Genomic DNA, 17,582 nt, shown 5'->3' on the forward strand with positions numbered 1-17,582 from the left:
CCGAAATCGTACTTATGTACGAACACTATCGTACGGATCGACCGGCAAGCACCTCTGACCTGGGGAGAGGCGGAACGCTTGCGGCCAACGCCCGTGTCCGCGGCGGGGTATCGGCCACCGCGCACGGCGTCGTCCTCAGCCGGCGTAGCCGTATCCGCCGTCCGCGGGCGCGTCCCCGCGGCCGGCGGCGGACGCCTCCTCCAGGGCTGCCGTGACCTCGCCCCAGGAGGGGGGATGGGCGGCGGCGGGGTCGTGCAGGACGGTGACGCGGGGGACGGCGCGCAGGGTCGCGAGGCTGCGCGCGAACGCGGGGTGGCTCGCCAGGTCCGGCTTGCAGTGCGGAACCAGGAGCGTGGGCACCCCGAAGCCGAACATCTCGCACACCAGTCCGATCGCGAAGCCGTCGGCGATCCCGTTGGCGATCTTGTTGACGCTGGTGAAGGTCAGCGGGCAGGCCAGAACCGCATCAGGCGGCGGCAGGGGCGCGCCGGTGCCCGGCATCCGGAACTCCACGCGCACGGGCTCACCGGTCAGCTCCGCCAGCTCGGCGGGGTCGTGGAAGCGGGTGCCCATGGGGGTGGACAGGACGCTCACCCGCCAGTCGGCGCCCTGGAGGCCCCGCACCAGATCGGACACGGGTTCGCGGGCCATGGCACCGGAGACGATCAGGTACAGGGTTTTCGCCATGGGGCAAGTCTAGGGACCCGGGCCAGGTCAGCGGGGGCGATCAGCGCCCTCGCGGGGATGGGTCCGGCCCGGAACCCCGCCCGCCGTCCTCGGGCGGGCCCCGGACCGGCCGCCGGGTCACCCGGGGGCGCAGGCGCGCGAGAGCTCGTCGAGCCGGTCGCGCTCCCTGTCCGTCAGGGTGAAGCCCATCGCCCCGGCGCTCTCGGTCGCCTGGCGCGGCTTGGAGGCCCCGGGGATCGCGACGACGGTGTCGCCGTAGAAGGTGATCAGCCAGTTCAGCGCCACCTGCGCGGGCGTGGCCCCGTGGGCGTCGCCGATCGCGCGCAGTTCGTCGATCAGCGGGGCCGTGCGGGCCAGCGTCTTCGGCGTGAATCCGCCCATCGTCCGGCGCGGCTGCGGTATGGCCGCGAGGAGGCCGGGGTCGGCGTGGAACTTTCCGGTGAGCAGGCCCGAGCGCAGCGGGCTGAAGGCGATCAGCGTGACGCCGAGCCGGCGGGCGGCCTCCAGCGTGCCGTCGCGCTCGATGCGTCGGTGCAGCAGGTTCACCTGCACCTGGTTGGACGCCAGCACCATGCCCCGGGAGCGCAGGACGTCGTGGGCCGCAGTCATCTGGCGGGCCGAGAAGTTGCTGACGCCCACCGCCCGGATCCGGCCGTCCCCCTTCAGGTCGGCCATCCGCCGCACCTGGGCGGAGAGTGGCGACAGGCTCCCTGACGGCATGTGGATCTGGTGCAGGTCGATGGGGAAGCCCTGGAGGGCGTCCAGCCGCGCGCCGACCGTGCGGGGGATGCCGGCCGCCGTCCGCAGGAGCGGCAGCCACTTGGTGGCGATGGTGACGCCGCCCGGTTCGATCCCGTGCTCGGCCAGCGCGGTGGTGAGCGCGCGCTCGGAGCCGCCGTTGCCGTACAGCTCGGCGGTGTCGAACCAGTCGATCCCGCCGGCCAGCGCCGCGCCGATGATCGAGGTGGCCGCCGGCTGGTCGATGCGCGGGTAGAAGCCCGCCACCAGTCCGCTGCCGGAGAGCTGCATGCAGCCGAGGCCGATCGGGGAGACCTCGATGCCGGTCCGGCCCAGTTGTCGCCTGTCCATAACGCACCGCCTTCACAGGGGGTCGTAGGGGAATCCACCGGGATGGGGGCATGTCTGAATTGAGACAAGAATGTCTCAACACTAGGCAGTGATGTCAAGACTTGAGACGCGCCATTAGAGTGAGGGGCATGAACCCACCTCCGGCGCTGAAGGACCGCATCGCCTCCGGGATCCTGGCCACCGCGGCCACGGTCCTCGCCGAGCGCGGCGAGACGGTGAGCATGGCCGAGATCGCCGAGGCGGCCGGGGTCGGCCGCGCGACCCTCTACCGCTACTTCCCCAACCGCGAGGCCCTGCTCGCGGGCCTGGTCCACGCGGCGTTCGACGACCTGTCCGCGCGCATCGCCGACGCCGACCTGGAATCCGTCCCGGTCCGGGAGGGCGTCGCCCGGGTGGCGCGCGCGTTCCTCACCGCGGGCGGGAACTACACCGCGGTGATCAACCTCAAGCACTCCCGCAGCGGGCGCGCGGCACTACCGCTCCCGGCCGAGGCCGACCGGCGCCTCGCCCAGCCCGTCCGCGCCCTGCTGCGCCGCGGCGCGGCCGACGGCACGCTGCGCGGCGATATCCCTCCCGACGTGCAGTTCGAGATGCTCAGCGCCCTCTTGGAACGGACGATCTCGCAGATGGCCCTGCACGATTGGGGGACCGAGCGCGCCAGCGCCGTGGCCACCGCCCTCTTCCTCGACGGAGCGGTCGCGCCGCCCGCCTGAACGGCGGGCGCGGACCACCGCCCCCCGGGGCAGCGGGGGTCAGTCGAGCGCCGGGGCGATCCACAGGGCGTCGGCGGCGACCAGGCCCAGCGCCTGGTCGCGCTGGTCGCCGGAGGCACCCACGCGCACCACCAGCGACCCGCCGAAGGGCTGGCGCTCCACGACCTTGATGCGCATCCCGATGCCGATGCGCTGCTCGGAGAGGTAGCGCAGCAGGTCGGGGTCGGAGTCGTTGACGCGCACGATCACGCCGTTGGTGCCGGTCTCGGCCTCGGACAGCAGCCGGGTGTCGCGCTCGACGACCTGGCCGTCGCGGGTGGGGATGGGGTCGCCGTGCGGGTCGACGACGGGGTCGCCGAGGTGGTCGGCGATGCGGTCGACGAACAGGTCGGAGACCACGTGTTCGAGGATCTCGGCTTCGTCGTGGACTTCGTCCCAGGAGTAGCCCAGCGCCGCCACGAGGTAGGTCTCCAGGAGCCGGTGGCGGCGCAGGACCGCCAGGGCGGCCTTGGCGCCGGTGTCGGTCAGGCGGACGTCGCCGTAGCGGCGGTGCTCCACGAGCCCGAGTTCACCCAGCTTGCGCAGCATCCCGGAGACGGAGGAGTTGGACACCGACAGGCGTTCGGCCATGGCCGAGATGGTCACCGGCCCGGAACCGCGTTCCTGGAGGTCGTAGATGACCTTCACGTAGTCCTCGACCGATGTGGACGGCCGCTCCGAAGTACTCCCCATACCGGCTACGGTACCGCGATCCCCCCTCGCCCCGTGCGCCCCTTGCGGTGACACACCCCCGGTGAGCAGGGGGATCGCGGCATGCGCCCGAGTTGTCCACAAGGACGCGCCGCGCCCGCCGCGGCGGCGGCCCGACGCCCCGCCACCGGTCCCCCGGCCCGCTGAGGCGCCACCGGTATCCCGGGCCCGCGAGGCGACCGCCCGTGCGCCGGTCGTGGCCGCGAGTCCCCGGTTCGCCCTGCCTCGCCCCGGCCCGCCGATCCGCCTCCCGTGCGTCGGCCGCCGACGGCCGCGGCCCTCCGGTGCGCGACCGCGCATACCGCTGCACCGCTGCGACCAGGGATTTTCGGCCATCCCCGAAACTGTTTGCCCCGACCCCCCGCCTCGGCCACCATGGGTGCACCGGCGGCCGGGATATCGGCCACCGGGCACGGCGCCCGGCAGCGGCTCCGCGCGCACCACCGGTCCGAGAACTCCCCGGGAGGGGTGGGGGAACGACCGCGGCGGCGCCGGGGGCGATGCCGTCGAGCACAGCGCCAGGCCGGGCGGTGCGGGGCCCCGTGGGCCGCCGGTCGCGGCGGAACCCCCACGGTGGCACCGCCCGGCACCTCTCTCCACCCCTGATCCGGGCCCGGCCCACTGCCGGTGCCGCCCCGCCGGCGACCCGCGCCTTGACCTTCACACCGGTCTCAGGGCCTAGCGTCGCCCCATGACGACGACACATGTCAGCCGCGCGCCCCGCTGCCGGCCCCTCTCCTACACGCGGACCGGGCAGGGGCCGGGACTGGTGCTCGCCCACGGGGCGACCGGCGGGACCGATGCCAACTACGGGGCGGTCATCGACGCGTTCGCCCGCCGCCATACCGTGGTCGGCCCCGACTACCCCGGTTCCGGGAGGACACCGCGGGCCGACGCCCCGCTCACCCTCGACGGGCTCGCCGACGCCGTCGTGGCCGCGGCGCTGGACGCCGGCGTGGAGACCTTCGCCCTCCACGGCTACTCCCTGGGCGGCGCGGTCGCGGTCCGCGCCGCGGTGCGCCATCCCGAACGCGTCACCGCGCTCGTCCTGGCCGCCGCCTTCGCCCGCCCCGGCGACGCCTTCCGCGCCCTCCTGCGCGCCTGGCACGCGGAGGTCGCCTCCGCGCCCCCGGCGGACGGGCCCACGCCCCCGGCCGACGGGCCCGCGGGCGCCGCCGACCAGGTCGACCTCGCCCTGCGCGTCGACGTCCGCGCCGACCTGGCCCGCATCGCCGTTCCCACCCTGGTGGTCGCCACCACCGCCGACGAGCTGGTCACGCCCGACCACTCCGCGGAGCTGGCGGCCGCGATCCCCGGGGCGCGCCGCGCCGACCTCGCCTCCGGCCACCTCATCTGGGAGGACACCCCCGAGGAGTGGGCCGGGCTGGTGCTGGACTTCCTCGCCGCCCACGGGGAGCGGACGCGATGAGCGAAACGGCACCCGTCCTGGACGCGGTCCTGCCCGCCGAGAGCGCGGCGCTGGACCCGCGGCTCGTGGTCGACCTCGCGCGCCGGGCCGAGGACCTCGGCTACCGCTCCGTCTGGCTGCCCGACCACCCGCTGCCCCCGGCCGGGTACGGCAACGGCTACGGCGGCGCCCTGGAGCCGATGGTGCTGCTGACCGCGATCGCCGCCGCCACGGAGCGGATCGGCGTGGGCACCTCGGTGCTCATCCTGCCGCTGCGCGACCCGTTCCTGCTGGCCAAACAGGCCGCCACGCTCGACCGGCTGGCGCCCGGCCGGCTCACCTTGGGGGTGGGCGCCGGGTGGGAGGCCCGCGAGTTCACCGCCCTGGGCGCGGACTTCGCCGACCGCGGCGGGCGCACCGACGAGGCCCTGCGCCTGATCCGCCACCTGCACACCATCGGGCGCGGCCCCTTCGCCGGGGACAGGTTCGGGTTCGACACCGGCGTCTTCGCGCCGGTGCCGGCCGCGCCCGTCCCGATCATGGTCGGCGGAACCTCCGGACCCGCGCTGCGCCGCGCGGCGCGCCACGCCGACGTGTGGCAGGGGTTCGCGCTCGACCCGGCCGGATTCGCCGAGCGCGCCGCCGCGCTGCGCGAGATGGCGGGCCGCCCGATCGCCGCCGGGACCCGCACCGATCTGCTCCCCGGCGGTTCGGCGGCCGCGGCAGCCGAGACCGCGCGGGCCTTCGCCCGCGCCGGCGCCGACCATGTCGCGGTGTGGTTCGGCCCGGAGGAGGGCTACGGCGACCGGATGGCGGCCCTGGCCCGGGAGGCGCGGGCGGTCCGGTGACCGGCCGGGCCGGTTTGCGCGGCCGGACTCCGCCACCGCCGGGTCCGGACCGGATGTGGAGTCCCTAGCCTGTACGGGTGCTGACATACGACGACCTGTCGCCCGCCGAACGAGAACTGTGGGACGCGTTTCCCGAAGGGCGCTGGGTGGACCGGCGCTCGGGAACGCCCGAACACGACGACCCCGCCGGCGGGGCACAGTGGGACGCCGAGCGCACGGTACGGGCCGCTGTCGTGTCGGCGCTGTTGCTCGGTGCGAACGAGACCCGGTCGGCCGGTGTTCCGGCCCTGCGCCTCGCCGGCGCGCGGATCACCGGCTCCCTCGACATGTCCGGTGCGGAGATCGACCACCTGCTGTGGCTGAAGGACTGCCATGTGGACGAGGCGGCACTGTTCCGTGAGGCATCGACGCGGACGATACGGATGACGGGTAGCCGGGTCCCTGGAGTCGACGCCGGGCTCGCCCGAATCGAGGGGCACCTCGACGTGAGCGGCACGACGATGGACGGGGACCGCCTTTCGCTCGTCAACGCCAGTGTGACCGGTGAGCTGCTCCTCAACGGTGCGCGGATCTCCGCGCCCGATGAATGGGCGGTGTTCGCGGGCGGCCTGGTGATGGGAGGGGGCGTCTTCTGCCGGGACGGTTTCCGTGCGCGAGGGGGCGTGCGGTTGATGGGCGCTCAGCTGCCGGGCGGACTGTTCATGCACGGAGCCCGGCTGGAGAACCCGGACGGCGCGGCCTTTGCCGCGGACAACGTCACCGCGACGGTACTGGACCTGTCCGAGGCCACCGCCATCGGAACCGTCCGGCTGCGAGGCGCTCGGGTATCGGACAGCCTGACCTTCACGGGAGCGACTCTGAAGGGGCCGGGGGACGGCGGTGGCCCGGCCGTGGTGTGCCGCTTGATGCAGGCCGTCGACTTCGACTTCACCGTCGCCACGCCGCCCTCCGGGTCCGTGGACCTGCGAGGCGCCCAGGTCTCGTTCCTCCATGACGGCGACCGGAGTTGGCCGGAGGTCGTGGAACTCGACGGCTTCGCCTACGACTCCATCAGGCCGGCCGAGGCGGAGGGGGCGGTCGGACGCCAGGAGACGGTGTCCCGCCGCCTGGACTGGATACGGCGCTCCCCCGGCTACAGCCCCCAGCCATACGAGCAACTCGCGACGTGGTACCGCAACATCGGCCACGACGACGATGCCCGCCGCGTCCTCCTGGCCAAACAGCGCCACCGCCGCCGCACGCTGCACCCGACCGGCCGCATATGGGGATATCTGCTGGACGTCACCGTCGGCTACGGCTATCGCCCGTGGCTGGCCGGCCTATGGCTCGCCGCGCTCACCCTGCTCGGCGTCCTCGTCTTCAGCACGCACGCACCGATTCCGGCGAAACCAGGTGAAGGCAGCCCGTTCAACGCCTTCATCTACACCGTCGACCTGCTGTTCCCCATCGGCAACTTCGGGCAGCGCTCCGCATGGCATTGGGCGGGGTGGGCGCAGTGGCTCTCCTACCTGCTCATGGCGGCCGGCTGGCTCCTGACCACAGCAGTCGTCGCGGGTGTGACGCGCACGCTGAACAGGAACTGACTCCGGCCGGCGCGGTGCACCTCCGGACGGCGTCGCCACGGCCACCGCACGCGGGCGCCGGCGGACCGCGCGCGGCCTATCGGCCCGCCGAGCGGCGGCGGGGCGCAGCCGGGGCGAGTGCGCAGTCGCCGCACACGCCCCCGCTCGGGAGCCGGTAGTAGAGGCAGCAGGTCGTGCGGGTGAAGCGGTGGCCGGGAGCCGGGCCGACCGAGCCCAGCCCGGCCAGGGGCGGGCGGGCGAGCAGTTCGGCGGTGAGGGCGCGGGCGTCGGCGGCAAGGGCGGGGCGCGCCTCGGCGAGGGAGCGCACCGCGCCCGCCAGGGCCGAGGCGGCGTTGCCCCACAGCAGCCGTTCGGCCACTGGTAGGAGGGCGCGCAGCGCGGTGCCGACGGGTGCGAGCAGGCCATCGACCACCCGCTCCGCCACCAGGGCGGCCGCGTCCCCGGGCGGCGCACCGCTTCCGGGGCCGGAGCCGTCCGCGTCGCGGGCCGCGGCGACGGGCAGGAGGGCGGTGCCCTCGCCTAATGCGAAGACGAGGGGTCCCCGCCGGTCCGGGCGCCAGTGCAGGCCCGCCGGGTCGGGGATCCGCCAGTGCGCCACGGCCGCGGCGACCACCGGTGACAGCAGCCGCGAGGCGAGTCCCTGGTAGAACAGCGAGGCGGCCACCCGCTCCTCCACCCGCTCGATGGGGCACCCCGACGCCCCCGCGAGCGCCGTGCGGACCGCGGCGACCTCGCCGGCCAGCAGGTCGGCGCGCCGTCCCAGTTCGCCGACCGGAACCCAGCCCGGGCCGTCGCACTCGGGCTCGACCGCGAAGAACATGTTGACCGCCCCGACATCGGCGAGCACCGCCCGCGCCAGCTGATCGCCCATGCTCCGCCCCTCCTCCCCAGTGCCGTGTCCGCCCGGACGGGCGGGCCGAACCTGACAGGAACCGACAGGTGCCACGGCTAGCGTCGCCTCCCGCGGGGCGTCAACGGGGCGCCCCGGCCTGTCCGCCGAGCGCCCGTCCTCCGGGCGCCCCGACCACGGGAGTCCGCACCACCATGCCAGACCAGCCGGCCGCCGCCCACCGCGACAGCATCGTCATCACGGGTGCGCGGGAGAACAACCTGCGCGGCGTCTCCCTGCGCATCCCCAAGGAGAAGATCGTCGTCTTCACCGGGGTATCCGGCTCGGGCAAGTCCTCCCTGGTGTTCGACACCGTCGCCGTGGAGTCGCAGCGCCAGCTCAACGAGACGTTCACCTGGTTCATCCGCAACCGCATGCCCAAGCACGAGAAACCCGACGCCGACGCGATCGAGAACCTCTCCGCCGCCATCGTGGTCGACCAGAAGCCCATCGGCGGCAACTCGCGCTCCACGGTGGGCACCATGACCGACATCTACGCGCTGATCCGGCTGCTGTTCTCCCGGCACGGCACCCCCAGCGCCGGCGGGGCCACCGCGTATTCGTTCAACGACCCCGCGGGCATGTGCCCGGCCTGCGACGGGCTGGGCCGCACCGACCGGATCGACCTGGACGCCCTGCTGGACACCCGCCGGTCGCTCAACGGCGGCGCGATCCGGTTCCACCCCTTCGCCGTGGGCGGCTGGCAGTGGCGGACCTACGCCGCGTGCGACCGGTTCGACGCCGACAAGCCGCTCGCCGACTACACCGAGGAGGAGTGGCACACCCTGCTGCACGGCCAGGGGTTCACCGTGCAGATCGTCACCGAGCGGCACCACAGCAGGATCGACTTCGAGGGGCTCGTCCCGCGCTTCACGCGGCTCTACCTCAACCGCGACCTCAGCACGCTGGGGGACAAGACCCGGACCGCCGTGCAGAGCGTCGTCACGCAGGACGCCTGCCCCGCTTGCGGCGGGCACCGGCTCAACCCGGCTGCACTGGCCACCCGCATCGGCGGGCGGTCCATCGCCGACTACTCCGCCATGGAGGTCACCGACCTGCTCGCCGAACTGGACCGCATCGACGACCCCGTGGCGGCCCCCATCGTCTCCGCCGCGGCCACGGCGCTGCGCCGGGTGGAGAAGATCGGCCTGGGCTACCTCAGCCTGAACCGCGAGACCGCCACGCTGTCGGGCGGGGAGTCCCAGCGGCTGAAGATGGTCCGGCACCTGGGGTCGGCGCTGACCGGCATGACCTACGTGTTCGACGAGCCCAGCGTGGGGCTGCACCCGCGCGACGTGCACCGGCTCAACGGCCTGCTGGCGGAGCTGCGCGACAAGGGCAACACCGTCCTGGTCGTGGAGCACGACCGCGACGTCATCGCCGTCGCCGACCACGTGGTCGACGTCGGGCCCGGATCCGGCGCCGACGGCGGCAGGATCGTCTACGAGGGGACGTTCGCCGGGCTGGCCGCGGCCCACACCCGCACCGGCGCCGCGCTGCGCTCGGTCTCGGGGGTGAAGGCCCCGGTGCGCACCCCCACCGGGTGGTACACGCTCACCGGCGCACGCCGGCACAACCTCAAGGACGTCACGGCGCACTTCCCCAGGGGCGTGCTCACGGCCGTCACCGGGGTGGCGGGGTCGGGCAAGAGCACGCTCGTCTCCGACGTCCTGGTCGGCGAGCACCCCGACGCGGTCGTGGTGGACCAGTCCGCGATCGGCGCCTCGGCCCGCTCGTGCCCGGCCACCTACATCGGCGTGATGGACGAGATCCGGCGGATCTTCGCGCGCGAGAACGGCGTGGACGCCGGGCTGTTCAGCTTCAACTCCCGCGGGGCGTGCACGCAGTGCCAGGGGCGCGGCATCATCTACGTCGACCTGGCCTACATGGATCCCGTGACCATGGCCTGCGGCGAGTGCGGCGGGCGCCGGTTCAAGGAGGAGGTGCTGCGTTACACCGTGGGCGGCCGGTCGGTGGCCGACGTCCTCGACTCCACCGCCGGGCAGGTGCGCGACCTCTTCCCGCATCCGCGGATCCGCCGCCGGCTCGACGCGCTGAGCGACGTCGGCCTGGGCTACCTGTCGCTGGGCCAGCCGCTCAGCTCCCTGTCGGGCGGGGAGCGCCAGCGCATCAAGCTCGCCAACGAGCTGCACGCCACCGGCGGCCTCTACGTCCTGGACGAGCCGACCACCGGGCTGCACATGGCCGACATCGCGACGCTGGTGGCGCTGCTGGACCGGCTGGTGGACACCGGGAACACCGTGGTGGTGATCGAGCACGACCTGGACGTCATCAAGCGCGCCGACTGGGTGATCGACCTGGGTCCCGACGGCGGCAGGAACGGCGGCGAGGTGGTGTTCGCGGGCACCCCCGAGGAGCTGCTGGGCGACGCGGGGTCGCTGACGGCCGAGTTCCTCCGCCGCGACATCCGCCGCGCGGAGCCGGTCGCGGTCTGAGCCGGCCCGGCGGTGGCCCTTCCGGGGCACGCCCGCCGGGCCGGCCCCCGCCCTCCGGGGCCCGCCGCCATCCGGCGGGCGGGACCCGGACGGCCCGCGGGCGGTCACCGCCGGGGCGCGGCCGTCGACGGCTCCGCGAGGAAGGCGACCGCGTCCTCGATCACCCGGGGATCGGACAGGATGCGGCCGTGGCCCAGGCCGGTGGTCGCGATCCGGCGGGCTCGGGGGCCGTAGGCGGCCGTGAGCAGCCCGGCCTGCGCCGGGTCCACCACGGTGTCGGTGTCGTTGTGGACGACCAGCAGCGGACCGTCCCCCCAGCCGGCCGGGTCGGCGGCGGAGAACCGGGACCAGATGCCGGGGTCGCCCGCGAAGAGGCGGCGTTCGATGGCCAGCCGCAGCGCGCGGTCGACCCCGGGCCGCAGCCCCAGCTCCGAGCAGAACGCGTCGACCAGGTAGTCGAATTCGCACACCCCGCTGATCGCGACAACGCGTCCGGCCGCCACTCCGTGGCGCAGCGCGTACAGCGCGAACGGCACGCCGAGGGAATGGGCGACCACCCCGTCGAACCTCCCGTGCCGCTCGGCGAGGCGGCGGATGATCGCCTGGTGGTCGAGGATCGTGCCCGCCGGCCCGGCGGTGCCGCCGTGGCCGAGCGCGTCGTAGGAGACCGGGCTGTAGCCGAGTTCGAGCAGCCGGGAGACGAATCCGGAGAACCGCGAGGCGCGCGACCGCCACCCGTGGACCAGCAGGACGGGACGCCGCCCGTCGCCCCATTCGTAGGTGATGACGTCGCGCCCGTCGATGTCGAGGACGCGCCTGCGGGCCGCGGTGTGGACGGCGTGCTCGGCGGCGCGCACCCGGCCGCGGACCAGCGGGCGCCGCCACAGTTCGAAGGCGACCCGGCCGGCGGCGCGCGGCGAGGCGGCGGCGAGGGTGTTGATGATCGAGCGGGCGGCGGCCGAGGTGGGGTGCATTCTGCGCTTCCTTGTGTGTGGCCGTGACACGCGGCCCGGAGCGGGTGGTCCGCGGCGGGGGCGCGGGCGGAGGAACGGTGCGGATCAAACAATACGAACGATCGTATTATTAGTTTCGCGGTCGTGTCCGTCAAGGCCGCACTGAACTAGGATCTGGCCGACCGGGGGTCGAGCGTGTGGAGGCGGCGGCGATGGAGACGCGCACCGGAGAACGGGCGGACGGCCGGGTGCTGCGCGGCGACCACACCCGGCGCGCCGTGCTGCGGCGCGCGGTCGACCTCGCCTCGGTCGAGGGCCTCGACGGGCTCTCCATCGGCAGGCTCGCCAAGGAGCTGGAGATCAGCAAGAGCGGCCTGTTCGCCCACTTCGGGGCGAAGGAGGAGCTCCAGCTCGCCGCCATCAGGGCCGCCCGCCGCATCTACGCCGACGTCGTCGTGGCCCCGGCCCTGGAGGCACCTCCCGGACTGGCGCGGATCTGGGCCCTCAGCGAATCCTGGTTCGGCTACTCCCGCAGCAGGGTCTTTCCCGGCGGTTGCTTCTTCGCCAGGGTCGGCCACGAGTTCGGGGCCCGGACCGGCAGGGTGCACGACGCGCTGGCATCGGCGAGCCGGGAGTGGCTGGAGCTGATCGAGCGATCCGCCGAGGACGCCCGGCGGTCGGGTGAACTCGCGGCCGGGACCGACCCCGCCCAGCTCGCGTTCGAGGTCAACGCCTTCTTCGACGCCGCCGGGACCGCGTCCCTGCTGCACGCCGACGACGCGGCCTACGACCGCGCACGCGACGCCGTCCGCGCCCGGCTGCGCGCCGCGGCGGCGCCCGGTGCGGTCCTGCCCTGGACCGGGTGACGGCGTGCCCCGCCACGGGCGGCCGTGCCTCAGGCGGCCCACACCACGCGTGCCGCCGCAACGGCGGCGGCCTGATACGGCGGTAGCGGCCGGCGCTCGGCGACCGCCTCCAGCACGCACCGGCTCTCACAAGGGAGGGTCGACAGCCGCGAGCCCAGGCCGCAGGCGGCGCTGAGAGCGTCGGCGCCGGCGGCCACCTCCAACACGTAGACCCACCCCGCGGCGTCCCGCGCGCCTGAGCAGGGCTCCCGCCAGGTGCGGCGCAGGAGCCGGCCGCCGTGCAGCGGGGCGTCCGCCGACAGGATCCGGTCCGCCGGGGCGGGATCGGGCGCGCCCGCGGGGGCCGCCGGTGCGAAGCGGTACCGCGGCGGCGGGACCGCCTCGATGACCGCGACCGCCGCCAGCTCCGGGGCGTCCGGGTCCTCCAGGGTGGAGCGGATCAGCTCCCGCTCCTCGCGGGTGAGGGTGACGCCCTCGTACTCCAGGTTGACCAGGAGCGTCCCCTCGGCCAGATCCCACTCGCCGACGGAGTAGAAGTCGCGCGCGGCCCCCAGGGCGACGTCGGACATCCGGCCCGCCAACCGCGCGCACACATCGACGACCGCCGCGTAGGTCACGGCGTCCATGGCGCCCGCCCTTCCCGATCCCGGCCGCCGCCGATGACGGCGGCGTGCGGTGTCCGGCCCTCCGGCCACCGCCGATGTCGGAATATACGGGACGCGACCAGTGGAACCGGACCGGCCGTTGGAACATCGAATGCCGGGTTCGCTGCCGGTGGCCTCGCGGAGAGCGGCCCTGCCACATGTTCGGAATCCCGCGGCCCTGCCGCCACCCCCTCCCCGGCGACCTCGCCGCCGCGTGGAGGTCGCACCTGTGCGGGCTGTGCCTGGTGCCGCGCGACGGCCATGGCCAGGTGGTGCGCGGCGACCAACCACGACGGGCTGGTGATCTCCGCACTGGTGGCCGCGCAGTCGGCCGGACCGCCGGCGCGCGTCGGCCGGATGGTGGCGCGCGTCGCCGCGCCCGCCGCCGGCCGGTCCTCTGCGCGGGCGGCACCAGGGCGGGGCGCGTGAGATCCCCGCCGCCGTCGCGCCCGAGGCGGGTCCCCGGCCGCCGCTGCGCGGGGAGGCGGTCGCGCCCTGTGGCGCGCGCCGCATATCCCGACATGGCCGGATCAGGTGTGCCTATGGTAATTGTTAGGCGTGCCGAACATTAGAGATTGGTCGTCTCCACTCCGCTCTCTTCCGCCCATCGCCGCGGCCGGCGCGCTGGTCGCCACCGCCGCCTGCTCGGGCACGGCCTCCTCCACCGCCGACGACGGGCGCCTCACCGTGCTCACCACCTTCACCGTCCTCGCCGACATGGCCCGCAACGTCGCCGGCGACCGCGTCGAGGTGGAGTCGATCACCCGCCCCGGCGCGGAGATCCACGGCTACGAGCCCGCCCCCGACGACCTGGTCCGGGGCCAGGGTGCCGACCTCATCCTGGAGAACGGGCTCGGACTGGAGGGCTGGTTCGCGCAGTTCACCGAGCGCATCGACGCGCCCACCGCCACCCTCACCGAGGGCATCGAGACCATCCCCATCTCCTCGGGCGGCTACGAGGGACGCGCCAACCCCCACGCCTGGATGTCTCCGGCCGCCGCGGCCGTCTACGTCGACAACATCGCCGCCGCACTCACCGACCTCGATCCCGAGGGCGCCGCCACCTACGAGGCCAACGCCGAGAGCTACCAGGAGGAGATCGCCGCCATCGGCGAGTTCCTCGATGCGGAGCTGGGCGACCTCCCCGACGGGCAGCGCGCCCTGGTCACCTGCGAAGGCGCCTTCTCCTACCTCGCCCGCGACACCGGCCTGACCGAGCAGTACCTGTGGCCGGTCAACGCCGACGCCCAGGGCACCCCCCAGCAGATCGCGGCGACCGTGGAGTTCGTCCGCGACAACGAGGTCCCCGCCGTCTTCTGCGAGACCACCGTCAACGGCGGCGCCCAGGACCAGGTCGCACGCGAGAGCGGCGCCGCCCGCGGCGCGGACCTCTACGTGGACTCCCTGTCGGAGCCCGACGGACCCGTGCCCACCTACCTCGACCTGCTCCGCCACGACGCCGAGACCATCGTCGCGGGCCTCTCCGGAGAGGGGGCCGCGGCATGAGCGCCCCCGCGATCGAGGTCAGCGGGGTGACCGTCCGCTACGGCGACGTCGTCGCCCTCGACGGCGCCACCCTGGCCCTCGCCCCCGGGCGCATCTGCGCCCTGCTCGGCACCAACGGATCCGGCAAGTCCACCCTGTTCAAGACCGTCCTGGGCCTGGTCGCCGCCGAACGCGGCCGGGTGCGCATCCACGGCGGAACGCCCGAGGCCGCGCGCCGCTCCGGCACCATCGGCTACGTTCCCCAGTCCGAGCAGGTCGACTGGTCCTTCCCGGTGCGCGTGGCCGACGTCGTCATGATGGGCCGCTACGGCCACATGGGGATCGGGCGCAGCCCGCGCCGCGCCGACCGCGAGGCCGTCGCGCGCGCACTGGAGCGCACCGGGCTCAGCGGACTCGCCGACCGCCAGATCGGGGCGCTCTCCGGCGGGCAGCGCAAGCGCGCGTTCGTGGCCCGGGGGATCGCCCAGGGCGCCGACGTGTTCCTGCTCGACGAGCCCTTCGCCGGGGTCGACAAGCGCTCCGAGGCCACCATCGTCGACGTGCTGCGCGGTATGCGCGACGACGGCCGCACCCTGCTGGTGTCCACCCACGACCTGGCCACCGTGCCCCGGTTCTGCGACGAGGCCGTGCTGCTCCAGCGCCGCGTCGTCGCCCAGGGCACCCCGGACGAGGTGCTGACCCCCGCACGGCTGATGGAGGCGTTCGGGATGGCGCCCGACCCCGGCCCCGATCCCGGCGCCGGCCGCGCCCCGGGCCGCGGCGGGGCCGGACCGGACGGCCGCGCGGCGGCGGAGCCGGAGCACGCGGGCCACACCGCGGAGGCGCGGGGAGGGGAGGGGGCGTGACGGCCGTCGTCGAGTGGTTCACGGTGCCGTTCGAGTTCGCCTTCATGCAGCGCGCGCTGCTGGTCGGCGTCGTGGCCGGGGTGGTGTGCGCGGTGCTGTCGTGCTGGATGACGCTGATCGGCTGGTCGCTGATGGGCGACGCGGTCTCCCACGCCGTCCTGCCCGGCGTGGTGCTCTCCTACATCTTCGGATTCCCCCTGGCCCTGGGGGCGCTGGTGTTCGGGGCGGGGTCGGTGGCGCTCATCGGGGTGGTCAACCGCACCTCCCGGGTCAAGGAGGACGCGGCGATCGGGGTGGTGTTCACCGCGATGTTCGGGATCGGCGTCGTGCTGATCTCGCGCGTGCCCAGCGAGACCGACCTCATGCACATCCTGTTCGGCGACGTTCTGGGGGTGTCGGACTCCGCGATCGTCCAGGTGCTGGTGATGGCGACCGTGACGCTGTCGGTGGTGATGGTCAAGCACCGCGACCTCACGCTGTACGCCTTCGACAGCGTGCACGCCCACACGATCGGGATCAGCCCGCGGCGGCTGGAGGCGCTGCTGCTGGGGCTGCTCTCGCTGACGGTGGTGATCGCCCTCCAGGCGGTGGGGATCATCCTGGTGGTCGCCATGGTGATCATCCCGGGGGCGACGGCCTACCTGCTGACCGACCGGTTCGAGCGGATGCTGCTGATATCGGTCGCGGTGTCGGTGGCCGCGGCGGTCCTGGGCACCTACGCCAGCTTCCACCTGAACGTCGCCACCGGCGGCGCGATCGTGGTGGCCCAGGCGGCGGCGTTCGCCATGGCCTACCTGTTCTCCCCGCGCCAGGGGGTCCTGGCCCGCGCTCTCGCGCGTCGCCGAGCGGTGGTGACCTGACGGCCGGACGGCGGATCACCGGTGACGCGGTGGCGGCTCGCTCTCGGGACCGGACCCGCCACCGCGCCGTACTGCTTCAGCGTGTCACCCGGCCGGATGCGCTGAGCATGCGCGCGATTCTGGCGGCGAGGTCGAGCACGGGCGTGCCTTCGGGGATCTCGTCGCAGGCCGACAGGGTCCAATCGGCCCCACGGTCGTCGCGCAGGTCCAGCTCTAGGGTGTAGCCGGTGGTGCGGTTGCTGATCTCCAAGGTGCCGGGGTTCCGTCGGTCGGGCCGCCATGGCCGATCTTGAGCAGCCGCGAGCACGGTACAAGCAGGTCGCGGAGATGCTGCGAGAAGCCATCAAGACGGGTGAGTACCCGGTGGGAACGACCCTCCCCAGCCAGCCCGAGCTCGCGCGTACCTACGGTCTCAATCAGAGTTCCATCAGCCGGGCCATGGCGATGCTCCAGGCGGAGGGGTGTATCCGCACCGAGCATGGCCGCGGGTCCGTGGTCCTGGAAGTGCCGAAGGTCAAGCGTGTTCGACGGATCGACAAGGAGCATCGTTCACAGCCGGGAGACAGCACATATGCGGAGGAGATCGCGAAGTCTGGACTGACGCCGCGTAACCAATTGGTCCGATGCGAATCCGTGGAACCGCCACCTGACATCGCGGAAGCCCTGCGGTTGGAGGAGGGCGAGGAGACCTTGATCCGCCAGCGTCAAATGTTCGCCGGTCATCGTCCGATCCAGATCGCGACGTCGTACATTCCCATGGAGATCGCGGGCAGCGTAGACATCGCCATGCCGGACACCGGTCCCACGGGCATGTACGCACGGATGGCGAGCCGTGGATTCGGGCCTGTGCGTTTCACGGAAGACATCGAGGTCCGTGGAGCCGCGAATCCGGAAGCGATGTTCCTGGATATCGTGACAGGCCAGCCGGTCTTCGCTGTTCTGCGGACCGCATACGACGAAGAAGGCCGCCCTGTGGAGGCATGCATGAACATTCTGGCAGCACTCCAGTGGCGCCTGAGCTACAGCTGGACTCAAGAGCGTGACGCATGAGAAGCGACTCGCCCCGGCACAGTGTGAGCGTTACCGGGGTCGTCGTACGCGACGACGGCAAGGTCTTGGTCATCCGTCGCGCCGATGACGGGCGCTGGGTGCCTCCCGGCGGCGTCCTTGAACTGGACGAGTCCCCGGAGGCCGGCGTCGTCCGCGAAGTGCTCGAAGAGACCGGGATGAAGGTCATTCCCGAGCGGCTTGTCGGTGTGTACAAGAACATGCGGCTCGGCGTCGTCTCCCTCGCGTTTCGCTGCCGGCCGATCGCAGGTGACGTGCATCCGACCGAGGAGGCGACCGCCGTCGCCTGGATGACACACGAGGAAGCGGTCGCGGCTGCGCCGGAAGCGCGCGCCGTGCGCATCACCGATGCGTTTCGTGGTGACGGCCCCTTCGTTCGGGTGCACGACGGGGTATCCCTGCTCCCTTGAAAACGCG

The 17,582-nt window shown here is 73.6% G+C and carries 18 protein-coding genes; 11 read left to right on the forward strand and 7 right to left on the reverse strand.

Going from position 1 to position 17,582, the window contains the following annotated elements; genetic code table 11:
* Positions 1 to 135 precede the first annotated feature (135 nt).
* On the reverse strand, positions 136 to 687 hold the full coding sequence (locus tag ACFO4E_RS26635) for a flavoprotein (RefSeq protein WP_378579421.1): 552 nt from the start codon (positions 685 to 687) through the stop codon (positions 136 to 138).
* Between the two features lie 117 nt (positions 688 to 804).
* Complete coding sequence (locus ACFO4E_RS26640; protein ID WP_378579422.1) at positions 805 to 1,776, reverse strand: aldo/keto reductase; 972 nt, start codon at positions 1,774 to 1,776, stop codon at positions 805 to 807.
* Positions 1,777 to 1,904: 128 nt separating this feature from the next.
* Here ACFO4E_RS26640 and ACFO4E_RS26645 point away from each other — a divergent pair, with 128 nt between their 5' ends.
* Entirely contained in the window at positions 1,905 to 2,489 is a 585-nt protein-coding gene (locus ACFO4E_RS26645) for a TetR/AcrR family transcriptional regulator (RefSeq protein WP_378579423.1), read from the forward strand.
* A 39-nt stretch (positions 2,490 to 2,528) separates the two neighbouring features.
* Here the strand turns inward: ACFO4E_RS26645 and ACFO4E_RS26650 are convergent, their stop codons facing one another.
* Positions 2,529 to 3,221, reverse strand: a complete 693-nt coding sequence (locus tag ACFO4E_RS26650) for a metal-dependent transcriptional regulator (RefSeq protein ID WP_378579424.1) — start codon at positions 3,219 to 3,221, stop codon at positions 2,529 to 2,531.
* A gap of 709 nt (positions 3,222 to 3,930) precedes the next feature.
* Between ACFO4E_RS26650 and ACFO4E_RS26655 the strand changes: the two genes are divergently transcribed.
* The 3 genes from ACFO4E_RS26655 (at position 3,931) to ACFO4E_RS26665 (ending at position 7,078) form a co-directional block, all read left to right on the forward strand.
* Entirely contained in the window at positions 3,931 to 4,668 is a 738-nt protein-coding gene (locus ACFO4E_RS26655; RefSeq protein ID WP_378579425.1) for an alpha/beta fold hydrolase, read from the forward strand.
* A complete protein-coding gene (locus ACFO4E_RS26660; protein ID WP_378579426.1) occupies positions 4,665 to 5,495 on the forward strand; it encodes a TIGR03619 family F420-dependent LLM class oxidoreductase in 831 nt (276 codons plus the stop codon). The genes ACFO4E_RS26655 and ACFO4E_RS26660 overlap by 4 nt, the downstream gene beginning before the upstream one ends.
* Positions 5,496 to 5,572: 77 nt before the next feature.
* Positions 5,573 to 7,078, forward strand: a complete 1,506-nt coding sequence (locus ACFO4E_RS26665; RefSeq protein ID WP_378579427.1) for a hypothetical protein — start codon at positions 5,573 to 5,575, stop codon at positions 7,076 to 7,078.
* A 76-nt stretch (positions 7,079 to 7,154) separates the two neighbouring features.
* Here the strand turns inward: ACFO4E_RS26665 and ACFO4E_RS26670 are convergent, their stop codons facing one another.
* Positions 7,155 to 7,949, reverse strand: coding sequence for a (2Fe-2S)-binding protein (locus ACFO4E_RS26670; protein WP_378579428.1), 795 nt, complete (start codon positions 7,947 to 7,949; stop codon positions 7,155 to 7,157).
* Positions 7,950 to 8,122: 173 nt separating this feature from the next.
* Here ACFO4E_RS26670 and ACFO4E_RS26675 point away from each other — a divergent pair, with 173 nt between their 5' ends.
* The gene (locus tag ACFO4E_RS26675) at positions 8,123 to 10,423 is read left to right on the forward strand and encodes an ATP-binding cassette domain-containing protein (RefSeq protein WP_378579429.1); all 2,301 of its coding nucleotides are present in this window, start codon (positions 8,123 to 8,125) and stop codon (positions 10,421 to 10,423) included.
* A 104-nt stretch (positions 10,424 to 10,527) separates the two neighbouring features.
* Here the strand turns inward: ACFO4E_RS26675 and ACFO4E_RS26680 are convergent, their stop codons facing one another.
* On the reverse strand, positions 10,528 to 11,397 hold the full coding sequence (locus tag ACFO4E_RS26680; RefSeq protein ID WP_378579431.1) for an alpha/beta hydrolase: 870 nt from the start codon (positions 11,395 to 11,397) through the stop codon (positions 10,528 to 10,530).
* A 191-nt stretch (positions 11,398 to 11,588) separates the two neighbouring features.
* Here ACFO4E_RS26680 and ACFO4E_RS26685 point away from each other — a divergent pair, with 191 nt between their 5' ends.
* Positions 11,589 to 12,242 carry a TetR/AcrR family transcriptional regulator gene (locus ACFO4E_RS26685; protein ID WP_378579432.1) on the forward strand — a complete coding sequence of 218 codons (654 nt, stop codon included), beginning with the start codon at positions 11,589 to 11,591 and terminating at the stop codon, positions 12,240 to 12,242.
* Between the two features lie 29 nt (positions 12,243 to 12,271).
* On the opposite strand, the gene ACFO4E_RS26690 is transcribed toward ACFO4E_RS26685, so the two are convergent.
* Complete coding sequence (locus tag ACFO4E_RS26690; protein ID WP_378579433.1) at positions 12,272 to 12,868, reverse strand: hypothetical protein; 597 nt, start codon at positions 12,866 to 12,868, stop codon at positions 12,272 to 12,274.
* 576 nt (positions 12,869 to 13,444) lie between these two features.
* Between ACFO4E_RS26690 and ACFO4E_RS26695 the strand changes: the two genes are divergently transcribed.
* Genes ACFO4E_RS26695 through ACFO4E_RS26705 form a run of 3 tightly spaced genes read left to right on the forward strand, consistent with a single transcriptional unit; the run spans position 13,445 to position 16,097 of the window.
* On the forward strand, positions 13,445 to 14,392 hold the full coding sequence (locus tag ACFO4E_RS26695; protein ID WP_378579434.1) for a metal ABC transporter substrate-binding protein: 948 nt from the start codon (positions 13,445 to 13,447) through the stop codon (positions 14,390 to 14,392).
* Positions 14,389 to 15,237 (forward strand): metal ABC transporter ATP-binding protein, encoded by an 849-nt coding sequence (locus ACFO4E_RS26700; protein ID WP_378579435.1) that lies wholly within the window; start codon positions 14,389 to 14,391, stop codon positions 15,235 to 15,237. Before ACFO4E_RS26695 ends, ACFO4E_RS26700 begins: the two co-directional genes overlap by 4 nt.
* A gap of 44 nt (positions 15,238 to 15,281) precedes the next feature.
* The gene (locus ACFO4E_RS26705) at positions 15,282 to 16,097 is read left to right on the forward strand and encodes a metal ABC transporter permease (protein ID WP_378579496.1); all 816 of its coding nucleotides are present in this window, start codon (positions 15,282 to 15,284) and stop codon (positions 16,095 to 16,097) included.
* Between the two features lie 76 nt (positions 16,098 to 16,173).
* Here ACFO4E_RS26705 and ACFO4E_RS26710 read toward each other — a convergent pair whose 3' ends face one another.
* A complete protein-coding gene (locus tag ACFO4E_RS26710; protein ID WP_378579436.1) occupies positions 16,174 to 16,347 on the reverse strand; it encodes a hypothetical protein in 174 nt (57 codons plus the stop codon).
* A 29-nt stretch (positions 16,348 to 16,376) separates the two neighbouring features.
* Between ACFO4E_RS26710 and ACFO4E_RS26715 the strand changes: the two genes are divergently transcribed.
* The gene (locus ACFO4E_RS26715) at positions 16,377 to 17,147 is read left to right on the forward strand and encodes a GntR family transcriptional regulator (RefSeq protein WP_378579437.1); all 771 of its coding nucleotides are present in this window, start codon (positions 16,377 to 16,379) and stop codon (positions 17,145 to 17,147) included.
* Positions 17,144 to 17,575, forward strand: coding sequence for an NUDIX domain-containing protein (locus ACFO4E_RS26720; protein ID WP_378579438.1), 432 nt, complete (start codon positions 17,144 to 17,146; stop codon positions 17,573 to 17,575). The genes ACFO4E_RS26715 and ACFO4E_RS26720 overlap by 4 nt, the downstream gene beginning before the upstream one ends.
* Positions 17,576 to 17,582: the final 7 nt, after the last annotated feature.

It is taken from the genome of Nocardiopsis mangrovi, assembly GCF_042653925.1.
GTDB classification, from domain to species: domain Bacteria; phylum Actinomycetota; class Actinomycetes; order Streptosporangiales; family Streptosporangiaceae; genus Nocardiopsis_B; species Nocardiopsis_B mangrovi.